General features: G+C 62.2%; 11 protein-coding genes. 6 read left to right on the top strand and 5 right to left on the bottom strand.

The genetic code is table 11. From position 1 onward, the window contains the following. Positions 1-48 precede the first annotated feature (48 nt). Positions 49-543 carry an RNA pyrophosphohydrolase gene (locus SIN04_RS08340; RefSeq protein ID WP_423136020.1) on the top strand — a complete coding sequence of 165 codons (495 nt, stop codon included), beginning with the start codon at positions 49-51 and terminating at the stop codon, positions 541-543. 170 nt (positions 544-713) lie between these two features. Here the strand turns inward: SIN04_RS08340 and infC are convergent, their stop codons facing one another. Together infC and SIN04_RS08330 are read right to left on the bottom strand one after the other, a co-directional pair. Then, positions 714-1,241, bottom strand: coding sequence for a translation initiation factor IF-3 (gene infC / locus SIN04_RS08335; protein ID WP_134488264.1), 528 nt, complete (start codon positions 1,239-1,241; stop codon positions 714-716). Between the two features lie 193 nt (positions 1,242-1,434). Next, positions 1,435-2,658: a glycosyltransferase gene (locus SIN04_RS08330; protein WP_134488262.1), complete on the bottom strand. Its 1,224-nt coding sequence runs from the start codon at positions 2,656-2,658 to the stop codon at positions 1,435-1,437. 116 nt (positions 2,659-2,774) lie between these two features. Between SIN04_RS08330 and SIN04_RS08325 the strand changes: the two genes are divergently transcribed. Further along, the gene (locus SIN04_RS08325; protein ID WP_244605944.1) at positions 2,775-3,599 is read left to right on the top strand and encodes an alpha/beta hydrolase; all 825 of its coding nucleotides are present in this window, start codon (positions 2,775-2,777) and stop codon (positions 3,597-3,599) included. 79 nt (positions 3,600-3,678) lie between these two features. Further along, on the top strand, positions 3,679-4,128 hold the full coding sequence (gene rplS, locus SIN04_RS08320) for a 50S ribosomal protein L19 (protein ID WP_134488258.1): 450 nt from the start codon (positions 3,679-3,681) through the stop codon (positions 4,126-4,128). Between the two features lie 49 nt (positions 4,129-4,177). Here the strand turns inward: rplS and SIN04_RS08315 are convergent, their stop codons facing one another. After that, positions 4,178-4,579, bottom strand: coding sequence for a VOC family protein (locus tag SIN04_RS08315; protein WP_341264363.1), 402 nt, complete (start codon positions 4,577-4,579; stop codon positions 4,178-4,180). Between the two features lie 135 nt (positions 4,580-4,714). Between SIN04_RS08315 and leuC the strand changes: the two genes are divergently transcribed. Continuing rightward, complete coding sequence (gene leuC, locus SIN04_RS08310) at positions 4,715-6,121, top strand: 3-isopropylmalate dehydratase large subunit (RefSeq protein ID WP_341264362.1); 1,407 nt, start codon at positions 4,715-4,717, stop codon at positions 6,119-6,121. Positions 6,122-6,316: 195 nt separating this feature from the next. On the opposite strand, the gene SIN04_RS08305 is transcribed toward leuC, so the two are convergent. Both SIN04_RS08305 and SIN04_RS08300 read right to left on the bottom strand, forming a co-directional pair. Then, positions 6,317-7,234, bottom strand: a complete 918-nt coding sequence (locus SIN04_RS08305) for an anti-sigma factor family protein (RefSeq protein ID WP_134488256.1) — start codon at positions 7,232-7,234, stop codon at positions 6,317-6,319. Between the two features lie 13 nt (positions 7,235-7,247). Next, positions 7,248-7,850: a sigma factor-like helix-turn-helix DNA-binding protein gene (locus SIN04_RS08300; RefSeq protein ID WP_134488254.1), complete on the bottom strand. Its 603-nt coding sequence runs from the start codon at positions 7,848-7,850 to the stop codon at positions 7,248-7,250. Between the two features lie 208 nt (positions 7,851-8,058). Here SIN04_RS08300 and fabI point away from each other — a divergent pair, with 208 nt between their 5' ends. Together fabI and SIN04_RS08290 are read left to right on the top strand one after the other, a co-directional pair. Further along, positions 8,059-8,907, top strand: coding sequence for an enoyl-ACP reductase FabI (gene fabI / locus SIN04_RS08295; protein ID WP_134488252.1), 849 nt, complete (start codon positions 8,059-8,061; stop codon positions 8,905-8,907). Between the two features lie 254 nt (positions 8,908-9,161). Next, positions 9,162-13,247 (top strand): Pls/PosA family non-ribosomal peptide synthetase, encoded by a 4,086-nt coding sequence (locus tag SIN04_RS08290; protein ID WP_341264361.1) that lies wholly within the window; start codon positions 9,162-9,164, stop codon positions 13,245-13,247. Positions 13,248-13,260 lie beyond the last annotated feature (13 nt).

The raw sequence follows: 13,260 nt of genomic DNA, 5'->3' as shown, positions 1-13,260 counted from the left end.
GGTTATCCAGTGACGCAGTTTGGGAATTATCGTCCGTGCGTCGGCATCATGTTGCTCAACCGCGACGGGCTCGTGTTCGTCGGCCGCAGACGCTCGAAAAGGCCGCTCGAGCAGCCGCGCGTCGGCCATGAATGGCAAATGCCGCAAGGGGGCATCGACCCCGGGGAGAATCCCTTCGACGCCGCTATGCGGGAGCTGCGCGAGGAGACCAACGTGTATTCAGCCTCCCTTCTCGCTGAATCGCCCGACTGGTATACTTACGATCTCCCCGAGGAATATTCGAGAAAGTCGTGGAAAGGCCGTTTCCAGGGGCAACGCCAGAAATGGTTCGCCCTGCGCTTTGAAGGCGATGACGGCGAGATAGATATCGACAATCCGGCCGGCGGCCAGAAGCCGGAATTCGACGCATGGCGCTGGGCTCCGATCGACCATCTTGTCGATCTGATCATTCCTTTCAAGCGTCCCGTCTATGAGAGGGTGGTCGAAAGTTTCGTCCACCTCGCAGCGCCGGCGTCAGCCTCGGCGGGCGAACGCGACAGTTAAGCCAAATCGGCTCTTTGTGGCGGCGGGTCGTTCGCGCTGACCGAGCGGCGACAGACATGAAAAGAGCGCCGGGATGGCGCTCCGACGCTGCCCATGCGCCGAGATGACGCTCGCTTCTTTGAGCGCGGAATCGAGTCTGTTTGGAAGCGGGGCGAGGGCCCCGCTCGCGCTTATTTCGGCGCGAGCACCATGACCATCTGGCGCCCCTCCATTGACGGTTCGGCTTCGACTTTGGCGATCGTCCCGGTTTCGGTTTTCACCCGCTCCAGAAGCCTGAAGCCAAGATCCTGATGGGCCATTTCACGGCCGCGAAAGCGGAGCGTCACCTTGACTTTATCGCCCTCTTCGAAGAAGCGCCGGACGGCCTTCATCTTGGTGTCGTAATCGTGCTCGTCGATGCCGGGACGGAGCTTGATTTCCTTGATCTCGACGATCTTCTGCTTCTTCCGGGCCTCGGCCGATTTCTTCTGCTCGAGGAAGCGGAACTTGCCGTAGTCGAGAATCTTGCAAACGGGCGGATTTGCGGTGGGAACGATCTCGACGAGATCGAGGCCGGCTTCATCAGCTGATTGCTGCGCTACGAGCGTATCGACGACGCCTCGATTTTGGCCTTCGGCGTCGATTAACTGAATTTCACGGGCGCGGATGTCGCGGTTGATGCGTGGCCCGTCCTTTTGCGGGACCGGGGGTGCTTTCATCGGACGGCGAATGGCGTTGTCTCCTTCATGGTGATTGATCAAATCCAGACTGGACGCGAAACCGCCTATGGCCGCATCAATGAATGGACTCAAAATAAAACATCGGTTCATTACCCGACGAAGTCAATGCTCGCCACGTAAAGTGGCGCTTTCGTCTGCGCATTATTTAATCAGACCAGCAAAAAATGTCTTATCAGCCGTCGCCGCGCGCCGCCGCATAGGCGCTGAGAGTCTGCGATCGCAGCATCTCGATGGAGAACTGCGATTCGATGTGAGCTCGCGCCCGCAAGGAAAGCCGATCGCGCGCCGTCGCGCCAAGGCTTAAGGTCTCGCTCAATGCATGGGCGAGCGCCCGTTCGTCAGGGAGCGTCCGCCAGCCGGTCCGGGCGGTTTCATCGACGCCGGGCGGCGCGAGAATGGTTTCTGACGCGGCGCCCGAGGCTCCGACGATCACAGGCGCTCCCATTGCCTGCGCCTCGAGCGCAAGTCCGGCAAAGGCGTCGGGGTTGGTTGAAAGCGCGACCACGGCCGACGCCGCAAGCAAGGCGGCGGCCCGGTCGGGGCCGATCTCGCTGCGCCGCATCACGGATTGCAACCCCGCCTTGGCGATAGCGGCGTCAATTTCCTTGGCGAAGGCGGCGCCGGGCTCGTCGCAGGCGATAATGAATTTCGCTTCGCGCAGAAGCGTCGCGGCGGCATCCTGGCTGGCCAATCTCAGAACCGCCTCGATCAGGCTCTTATAGCTGCTCGAGGCGCGTGCGCCGGCCGCCAGCAACACCACGCGCTCGTCGGGCGCGGCGCCCCAAAGCCGCCGCACGGCCTGGACTCTCGCCGGCGCAACGGCCTTCGGCACAAAAACGCGGCAATCGACGCCGCCGAGGACAACGTGAACCCTGGCTTTGGCTGCCGGATAGAGATTGACGATCAGGTCCGCGGTATGGGCCGAATCGGCGATGATCGAATCGCCCCGCGCCATGATCGAATTATAGCGCAAGGCGAGCGGTCCGCCGCGCGCGTAAAACCCCTGGAAGCTGGTGACGAACGGCGTCTTGATGAGGCGCGTTGCGCCATAGGCGACCCAGGCAGGGGCGCGCGAGCGCGCATGAACGATGTCGACGCGCTCGGATTTGATCAATTGCGTCAGGCGGCGCACGTTCAGCGCCATGCTCACGGGGTTTCTCGCATCGGCGGGAAAGCGCGTGAAGACGCCGCCCTTGGCCTGCAGCTCGCTGACGAGGGCGCCGCCGCGGCTGGCGACCAGCGCATTAGCGCCGACGCGGCTCAGAGCACTAGCGATGTCGATCGCCGCGCGGGCGACGGGGCCGGGCTCGAGGTCTGGAACGATCTGGAGCACGGTGACGCCCGCCAGCGGGTGCGTCGCCCTGTCACGAAATGGTGAGCTTGAGCCTGATGACATTAAACGTGACTGCGTTCAAAGAACAAAGGCTGCAAAGCGGAACCATAATTCTCGATACAACCGGAAGAATCGAGCATAGACGGGCGCGTCGGGTGGTGGAAGAGCAGGCTTTGCAAATCGGGATCTTGGCGCCGGGGGAGCCGCAGTTTCTTCATGTCGGGGAAGGGGCGAAGGCCCGGCGCATCGCCTTTTTGCGGCGCGCCGCTTCCGCTAGCGATGGCGCGGGCCTTGTGTGGCTTGGCGGGTTTCGCTCCATCATGCGCGGCGAAAAGGCGAGCTATCTCGATCGCGCGGCTGGCGAGGCCGGAAGAGCTTATGTGCGCTTCGACTATTCCGGCCACGGCGAGTCGGAGGGGTGTTTCGAAGATTCGACGATCGGTCTCTGGCTGGAAGAAGCGCTGGCCGTAGTGCGCGCGCTGACCGAGGGCCCGCAAATTCTTATTGGATCGTCGATGGGCGGCTGGCTGGCGCTTCTCGCTGCGCGGGCGCTTTTCGCGGCTGGCGAGTCCGCGCGTCTGCGTGGGCTCGTGCTGATCGCGCCGGCTGTGGATTTCACGGAGAAACTGATCTGGGACAGGATGCCGGCGAAGGCGCGGGCGGCGCTGAAGGCGAAAGGGGTCTGGCCTCGACCATCGCGCTACCGGCCCGAGCCCGATCCGATCAGCCGCGGACTCATCGAGGAAGGTCGCCGCCACCTTCTCCTTGACGCGACGATCCGCAGCCATTGCCCCGTGCATATCCTGCAAGGCATGCAGGACGAGGATGTGCCCTGGCGTCACGCCCTGACCTTGATCGAGCACATGCATGGCGACCCCGCGACCTTGACGCTGATCAAGGATGGCGACCATAGGCTGTCGCGCCCGGAAGATCTTGCGCGGATTTGGGCGGCTGTCGAGGGAATGGATCATCATCATCTCGACAACGCCGCCTCTGTCGTGTAGAGACCACCCCTTCAATTGAAAACAGCGCGTCAAAACGCTCGCCGGAAAAATCCGGCGGAAGGACAAGGTCTTTACTCAAATGAACATCATCGCCGAACTTGAGGCCGAACAGGCCGCCAAACTGCTCGCCGGCAAGACAATCCCGGAGTTCCAGCCGGGCGATACGGTCGTCGTCAACGTCAAGGTGAAGGAAGGTGAGCGCACCCGCGTGCAGGCCTATGAAGGCGTCTGCATCGCCAGAACCGGCGGCGGCCTCAATGAGAGCTTCACGGTCCGCAAGATTTCCTACGGCGAGGGCGTCGAGCGCGTGTTTCCGATTTTCTCGCCGAATATCGAATCAATCAAAGTGATCCGCCGCGGCAAGGTCCGCCGCGCAAAGCTCTATTATCTACGCGATCGTCGCGGCAAGTCGGCCCGCATCGCGGAAAAGATGGAGTCTCCCGCCGCCAAGGCCGCCCGCGAAACGGCGAAAAAGGAAGCCAAGGCCGCCGCCAAGGTCAAGAAGGATGCTGCGCCCGCCGCCGAGTGAGGTTTTTGCAGGCTCCGGGTCGCTCGCGCGGCCCGGGCCAGGTGGAAAACTACTTTAACGGCCCGTTCAAAATCCAGCGATGGCCGAAGGGGTCGCGGAAAGTCGCGAACCGCGTTCCCCAGAATGATTTGGTCGGGCTGGTCTCCGCCTTGCCGCCAAGGCTCGTGGCCTTGGCGAAAACATCGTCGACCTCCTTCGCCGTTGCATATTCGAGGCTGACGGACGCCGTGACGAGTTCGCCCGGCATTGGCATGCGGGTATGGCCAAGCTCGGGGAAAGCGTCGGCGAGCATCACCGAGCCTCCATTGATCGACAGTTCGCAGTGCATGATCCGCAGCCCGTCGAACGCTGGCATGATCGACTTTTGCGTGGCCCCGAAGACGGTGGTGTAATAGGCGATGGCGGCAAGTGCAGGGGATACCGTTAAATAGGGCGCAACCGACGGGCGCATTAGGTCCTCTGCTCCTATATAGCAATCAAAGATCGAGGGCAGGGTACTTCCCTGCGACAGATCTTGCGAGTAAGAACTGCCGTCTTCAGCACTTTTTTTCAAAAGCGCGCATCCGGCGCATCATAGGTTCGTCAAATGGCACATCCGCGTACGCTTTACGACAAGATCTGGGATGATCATCTGGTGCATCAGGCTCAAGATGGTTCGGCCCTCATTTATGTCGATCGTCACCTCGTCCATGAGGTGACCAGCCCCCAGGCCTTCGAAGGCTTGCGGCTGAGCGGACGCCGCCTTCGCGCGCCGGAAAAGACGCTCGCCGTCGTCGACCATAATGTTCCGACGACCGACCGCTCGAAGGGCATCGACGACCCCGAAAGCCGCGTTCAGGTGGAGCAGCTCGCGCTCAACGCGAAAGAGTTCGGCGTCGAATATTTCAACGAACTCGATCCGCGTCAGGGCGTCGTTCATATTATCGGCCCCGAACAAGGGTTTACCTTGCCGGGCGCAACCATTGTGTGTGGCGACAGCCACACGTCGACGCATGGCGCTTTCGGCGCGCTCGCGCATGGCATCGGCACCTCCGAGGTCGAGCATGTGCTGGCGACGCAGACCCTGATCCAGTCCAAGGCGAAGAATATGCGCGTCACCATCGACGGCGTTTTGCCGGACGGCGTCAGCGCGAAAGACATTGTGCTGGCGATCATCGGCGAGATCGGCACCGCCGGCGGCACCGGCCATGTCATCGAATACGCCGGCGAAGCGATCCGTTCGCTCTCGATGGAAGGCCGTATGACGGTCTGCAACATGACCATCGAGGGCGGCGCGCGCGCCGGTCTCATCGCGCCTGACGAAAAGACTTTCGCCTATCTCAAAGACCGGCCGAAGGCGCCGAAGGGCGCGGCCTGGGACGCCGCCGTCGCTTATTGGAAGACCCTGAGCTCCGATGAGAACGCGCATTTCGATAAAGAGGTGCGGCTTGACGCCGCCAGCCTGCCTCCGATCGTCACCTGGGGCACGAGCCCGGAAGACGTCACCGCGATCACGGGCGAGGTGCCGCGCGCCGATCAGGCCGCGAGCGAGAACAAACGCGCCTCGATCGCGCGCGCTCTCGATTATATGGGCCTGAAGGGCGGTGAGAAGATCACCGACATCGCGATCGATCGCGTCTTCATCGGCTCGTGCACCAATGGCCGTCTCGAAGATCTGCGCGCCGCAGCGAAAGTGATCGAAGGCAAGCATATTTCGTCGCGCGTCAATGCGCTCGTCGTGCCAGGCTCCGGCCTCGTCAAGCAGCAGGCTGAGGCGGAGGGCCTCGACGTGATCTTCAAACAGGCGGGATTCGAATGGCGCGAACCTGGCTGCTCCATGTGTCTTGCCATGAATCCCGACCGGCTCGCCCCGGGCGAACGCTGCGCCTCGACGTCGAATCGCAATTTCGAAGGGCGTCAAGGTTTTCGCGGGCGCACCCATCTGGTTTCGCCAGCCATGGCTGCGGCGGCGGCGATCGCCGGCCATTTCGTCGACATTCGCAACTGGAATTAAGCGGGCCGCTGCACTGTGGAGAGCGATTGTCTCATCTGTCTGAATGAGAAAATCGCTTCCATGTTAGAAGCTTATCGTATTTTGTTAGGGCGATGCCTTATCCGCTTCTGAAGACAAAGGCTCGGATCGCCTCTGGATTCTAAGGGCTTCGCGAAAGAAATCGCGGGCTGCTTTTGGAGCGGCGGCGGCGGGCTTTCACCGCGCGTCGAAAGCCGCGACCTCGGCGCTGACGCGATTGGCGAGCTCTCGCAATTTCGCCTCGGGAACGGCGCCGGCGAGCGAGTAGACGGCGTCCGCCTGGCGCCAGCTAATGACGCTTGCGCCGCCATTGCCTGGGAATTGGCCGGATATATGGAAACCCGGCGCGCCGCCGTTGCCGTCGCGCGCGACGCATAACGCGAAGGGCGGCTCTGCCGCCTTGGCGTAAAATAGGCACAGCATGCTGTCGGCTTCAGGGCCTGCGAGCCCCGGGGCGGCGCGAACGCCGACGAGCGTCAGGCCCGCCGCTGAGAGATTGGGAATGACGAGCGTGTTTTGATTCGGCGCGAGGGCTGGTTTGCCCGCCGCTGCGCTGGATGAGTTTGCTATCCTTGACGGCTTGAACGCCGAGAGAGCCGACAGCGTGCGCTCGGCCAGGCCTTTGTCGGCGGCCGGCGCGTGGATGTTATCCGAAAAGGGCGGCCCATGAAGACGATCGGCGATGAATATGCCGGCAAACGCCGTGATTGCTCCTGCCGCGAAGGCTGCGAGCGTGGATCGCCGTTTGAACAGGCCGGACTGTATCGCAGCGGCGGCCGCACGCCACCCCGACGAATCTGAAGCGCTTTGAGAGCCGTTCGCGGGGTGATCGGCGCTCGCCCGAAGCAAACAGAAGAGGGTTCGTTTACGGGCGGGACTCGGCAGCAAAAGGGAGGGCGGCGGCGACTCGGCCTCGACCCGCGCGAAAGCCGCGCGCATGATGTCGCCCTGACGCCGCCAGCTGTCGACGCGTTCGACGTCGGCGGGCGAAGAGGCGAGAAAGGCCTCGACGGCGCGACGTCGCTCAGGCGGAATTTCTCCATCGACGAAGCCATGAAGGTCTTCGTCGCTGATCGGAGGCAAAGAGCCGCTCACGCCAGGGCGCCTTCTATTTGACCACCCGCAGATGGGTCGGGCGGGGTTTGGCCCGGGCGGGAAGGCGTCCCTGCAGGTTTTTCGGCAGTCTTTCGCGGGCCCTCGAAAGACGCGCGATCAAAATGGGGCGGGAGATTTTCAGAATTCGCGCCACCTCGGCATAGGTGAAGCCTTCAAGGCTGACGAGCAGCAGCGCTTCCCGCTCCTCCAGCTTCAGCGCCGACAGCGCGCTGGAAAGATTGTCGTTTGAGATGAAAACGTTGGCGAGCTTATCGGGCGCATGCAGATCAGTCGCGTACGAACCGCCTGTCTTGATGAGGGCGCTGGAGCCATGGGCCGGAGCGCCGAAACTCGGGGCTCCGGGGCCCGCGACGCGATGATGCTCGCGATGCGTGTCGACCAGAATGGAATAGGCCAAAAGATCCGCGTCCGGCGCAGTTTGCGACAACCCTGCGTCCAGCGCCCGCCGCAAGACGCTGCCGACGAAGGCGTCGGCGATCTCGTTTGGACCTGGATGTCCGGCGACGAGGGCTCGCGCATAGCGGCGCAGCCGCGGCGCAAGCAAATTCAGATCCTCTCGCAAACCCACTTCGCGCTCCATAGCCCACGCCAACATGGCGCTTCCGACTCTTCTCCCATCACACAAATACTAATGCCGGTCGCGCTTTCTGGCTATGGACGAAATAAATTTTGATTGTCCAACCGCGAGCTTCAGCAACTTCCGCGTTCGCGAACCTTGCTTTCAAGAAGGATAGTCCTTAAACGCGGCTGACACAGCGGCCGTTCCATCGATCGCATTCCTCATTATCACATCCGGATCGAGAATGACGCAACCGGAAGCATTGACCCATGCTGTGACGCGATCCGGCATTCTGGCGGGCAAACGCGGCTTGGTACTTGGGCTCGCCAACAATCGCTCAATCGCCTGGGGCATCGCCAAGGCGGCCTATGAGGCCGGCGCGGAACTTGCCTTCACCTTCCAGGGAGAATCACTGGAAAAGAGAGTCCGGCCCCTCGCGGCCGAGTTGGGCGGCATTGTGCTTGGCCATTGCGACGTCACTGACGCCGCGACGCTCGACGCGGCCTTCGCGGAAATCGAGCGGAGTTGGGGAAGCCTTGATTTCATCGTCCATTGCGTCGCCTTTTCCGACAAGGATCAGTTGACCGGCCGCTACGTCGACACCACGGCCGAAAATTTCAGCAACTCCCTGTTGATCTCCTGCTACTCCTTTACAGCCGTGGCGCAACGCGCCGAAAAGCTCATGGCGCATGGCGGCTCGATGCTGACCTTGACCTATTACGGCGCCGAAAAATGGATGCCCCATTATAATGTGATGGGCGTCGCGAAGGCGGCCCTCGAGGCGAGCGTGCGTTACCTCGCCGCCGACCTCGGCGAGAAGAATATCCGCATCAACGCCATTTCGGCCGGTCCCATCAAAACGCTCGCGGCCTCGGGGATCGGCGATTTCCGCTATATCCTGAAATGGAACGAATATAACGCTCCGCTCCGGCGCTCTGTAACCATTGAAGAAGTCGGCGAAAGCGCCGTCTTTTTGCTGTCGCCAATGGCGCGTGGCGTCACCGGCGAGATTCTCCACGTCGACGCGGGCTATCATATCGTCGGCATGAAAAATCCGGCGGCCCCCGACATCGCCGCTCTCGGCAAGGACTAAGAGGCGGGCGCGCCGCCGCCGCCCGTTACGCTGACGCTTGGAGAACTGGACGTTTGCCGTTCATGCCTCATTCAGGCTAGACTCTCACATTAGGAGTACAACAACTCGAAGCGCGAGCCTGCCTGGAAACCGGCGGCGTCGCGCGATCGAGGGAGCACCGCCTGTCCGGCGTCGCCAGCGTTTCAATGCACAATATGCGCAATCGAAATTTGGAACTGCTTCACTTTTAAATGCCATGGAAGAGTTCCGGCGCAATGACTGAAACAGGATCGAAGATGTCGCTTGGCGCGGCGACCGCGAAGGCCCTCTTTCCTCGCAGTGAGAGCCTCGAAGAGCTAGGCTGGCGCTCCGTCCTGCGCGGCCCGCAGGCGCCTCACCTGATTCGCGACGAATTGCTGAGTGAAATCTTCGCCGCAACGGTGGCGGCTGATCCGGACGCCGTCGCACTGGTGACCCGTGACGGCAAACTCTCTTATGGCGAAGTCGACGCCAAAGCGGAGGCCATCGCCCGCGGGCTTGTCCGCAAAGGGTTGCGCCCGGGCGATGTGGCGGGCCTCTGGATGGCGCGAGGCCCCGATCTTCTGATCGGTCAGCTCGCCATCGCCAAGGTCGGGGCGGCGTGGCTGCCATTCGACGGCGACGCGCCCGTCGAACGAATCGCCGTCTGTCTTGACGACGCCGAAGCGAAAGCCATCGTCACCTCGCCGGATTTCGCCGAAAAGCTCGGCGAGCGCATGCCATGTCCGAGCTGGACGTTTCGCGATCTTATTGATCCTTCCGATGCGAAGAGGGTCGACGCCCGCGCGCTCGGCGCGACGCCCGATTCGCCCGCCTACCTCATATATACCTCGGGCTCGACGGGAACGCCGAAAGGGATCGTCATCTCGGGGCGCAATATCTGTCACTATTTGCGCGCCGCCAACGAGGTTTACGGCCTCAGCGCCAGCGATGTCGTCTTTCAGGGCGCCTCGGTCGCCTTCGACCTGTCGATGGAAGAGATCTGGGTTCCTTATCTCGTCGGAGCGAGCCTCTTTGTGGCGACGCCCGAGGTTTTGGGCGAAGCGGAAAAATTGCCCGAGATTATGGAAGCGAATGGCGTCACGGCGCTCGACACGGTGCCGACTCTTCTGGCCCTTTTGCCCCGCGACGTCTCCACCTTGCGCATCATCATTCTTGGCGGAGAGGCCTGTCCTCCGGCGGTCGCCAACCGCTGGTGCAGGCCAGGGCGCCGGATTTTCAATTCCTATGGTCCGACCGAGGCGACGGTTGTCGCGACAGTGGCCGAAGTGACGCCGGGGACGCCTGTCACCATCGGGCGGCCGATCCCGAATTACTCGTGCTATGTCGTCAATGATCAGCTGAATCTGCTGGAGCCGGGCGTCGAAGGCGAACTCCTTATTGGCGGTCCGGGCGTCGCGAGGGGCTATCTTCGGCGTCCCGAGCTGACGGCCGACAAATTCATCGCCAATCCTTTCACCACCGAGGCGGACGATCCCGTGCTCTATCGCTCCGGCGACGCCGTGGCGATCGACGAGAACGGCGAACTTCTGTTTCGCGGCCGCATCGACGATCAGGTCAAGGTGCGCGGTTTCCGCGTCGAACTCGGCGAGATCGAGGCCAAGCTCGGCGACATTGAGGGCGTCGCGCACGCCGCCGTTGTGTTGCGCAGCGATCACGGCATCGAACAGCTCGTGGCCTTTGTCGTGCCCGTGCAGGGCGAGGTACTCGAAACGCGCGTTTTGCGCAGCGCGCTGCGCGCGAGCCTGCCGGCCTATATGGTGCCCTCGCGCTTCGAGACGATCGAGACAGTGCCGAAGCTGTCCTCTGGCAAGGTCGACCGCAAGGCCTTGAAGCTTATTGCCCTGTCCGAAACCGACGGCGGCGACGCTCAGGAAGATCCGCGCACGCCAACGGAAGCGAGCCTTCTCGCCGCCGCCAAAGACGTGCTGCCGCCGCAGGCGATTCCTTTCGACGCTGATTTCTTCACCGATCTCGGCGGCCATTCGCTGCTGGCGGCGCGATTCATCTCAATCGTCCGCAAGACGCCGGCGCTCGCCCGCATCACCTTGCAGGATGTCTATTCGGCGCGCTCGCTGCGCGCGATCGGCGAACTGCTCGACAGCAAATGGGCGCATCTCGCGGGGCCCGAAGATCTCGGCTTTTCTCCGCCGCCCCTGCTGCGACGCTTCCTCTGCGGGCTCGCGCAGGCCGTCGCCCTGCCGGTCATCCTTGGGCTTGTCACCGTGCAATGGCTCGGCGTTTTCGTCAGCTACATGCTGCTGACCGGCGCCGACGCCACGCTGGCCGAGGAAATCATCTCGCTCGTCACCGTCTATATGTGCATTAACATTGCGACGGTCGCGATCGTCATCGCCGCGAAATGGCTCATCATCGGGCGCACCCGGCCGGGGCGCTATCCATTATGGGGCGTCTATTACTATCGCTGGTGGCTCGCCCGGCGCTTTATGGGCCTGATCCATATCAAATGGTTCCAGGGCTCGCCTTTCATGCGCTTCTATTTGCGCGCGCTCGGCGCCAAGGTCGGTAAAGACGCGATGATCGGCGAGGTCGACGCCGGCGCGATCGACCTTGTCTCGTTCGGCGCCGGCGCGAGCATCGGCTCGATCGCCAATCTCGCCAACGCCCGCGTCGAGGGCAATGAACTCGTCATCGGCGCGATCACGATCGGCGATGAAGCTTATATCGGCTCGTCCTGCGTGATCGAAGAAGACGTCGTCATCGGCGCAGGCGCGGAAATCGGCGATTTGACATCTGTGGGTTCGGGCGGTCGCATCGGCGCCTGGGAAAGCTGGGACGGCTCGCCCGCGCGCAAGATTGGCGTCGTCGACCGGACCGAACTTGACGCGCCTTCGACGGCGTCCAAACCGCGCAAATTCATCATGGCGGGCGTTTACCTCATTTTGCTCCTCGCCATTCCGCCGCTCGGTCTGCTGCCGATTTTTCCGGCTTTCTGGGTATTCGACAGAATCGACGATATGGTCGGCATCGCCGACATCGACCGCACGCTTTATATGGCCTCGATTCCGATCATGGCCTGGCCGACCGCATTCGTGATGGTCCTCGTCACGGTCGGCTTCATCGCGGCCTGCCGCTGGATCATTCTGCCGCGCGTGCGGGAAGGGCGCTATTCCGTCCATTCCTGGTTCTATCTGCGCAAATGGGCCGTCACCTTCGCGACCGAGATCACGCTCGAGACGTTGTCCTCGCTTTACGCCACGGTCTATATGCGCGCCTGGTATCGTCTGATGGGCGCCAAAATCGGCAAGGACGCCGAGATCTCGACCAATCTCTCCGGCCGTTATGATCTCGTCGAGATCGGCGAGAAAAACTTCATCGCCGATGAAGTCGTGCTCGGCGATGAGGAAATCCGCAATGGCTGGATGTTCCTGCGTCGCGTCAGGACAGGGCCGCGGGTTTTCGTCGGCAATAGCGCGGTGGTGCCGACAGGCAGCGACATTCCGGCCAACGCTCTCATCGGCATCAAATCGAAACCGCCCGCCAACCATCTGATGAATGAAGGCGACACCTGGTTCGGTTCGCCGCCGATCAAACTGCCCGTCCGCCAGAAATTCGACGCCGGCGGATCGAATTGGACCTATGAAGCGCCGCCCTGGAAGAAATTCCTGCGCGCCTGTTTCGAGGCCGTCACGATCTCCATGCCGACCATGCTGTTCATTACCTTCGGCACCTGGGCGGTCGAATGGTTCAGCGCCAGCGTGCTCGATGGCGATTACGCTCTTGTGCTCCTCCAGTTCACCGTGTCTTCAATCGCCATCTGCCTCGCCCTGACGATTGTCGTCATCGTGCTGAAATGGCTCACCATGGGACGCTATGAACCGATGGTGCGGCCGATGTGGTCCTGGTGGGCGATGCGCACCGAGGCCGTCGCCGTGATCTATTGGGGCATGGCCGGCAAGGTGCTGCTCGACCATTTGCGCGGCACGCCTTTCCTGCCCTGGATGATGCGCCTGTTTGGCTCGAAATTCGGGCGGGGCGTCTACATGGACATGACCGACATCACCGAATTCGACTGCGTCAGCGTCGGCGACTTCGCCTCGCTGAATGCGATATCGGCTTTGCAGACGCATCTTTACGAAGACCGCGTGATGAAAGTCGGCCGCGTCGTCATAGGCGCCGGAGTCACGGTCGGCGCTGGCTCGACGGTTCTTTACGATACCTATGTCGCAGATTACGCCAGGCTTGGGCCTCTGACCTTGGTGATGAAGGGCGAACAAATCCCGCCGCATTCGGAGTGGGTGGGCGCACCCGCCGAGCCGAAGGCGTCCTCCGAGATTCTGATTGAGAAAGAAGCGGCCTGAGGGCAGCCGCGCC

This window comes from Methylocella tundrae (assembly GCF_038024855.1).
In the GTDB taxonomy this organism is placed as follows: Bacteria; Pseudomonadota; Alphaproteobacteria; order Rhizobiales; family Beijerinckiaceae; genus Methylocapsa; species Methylocapsa tundrae.
The sequence above is the reverse complement of the archived record's forward strand: the minus strand, read 5'-3'. Positions and strand labels throughout refer to the sequence as shown.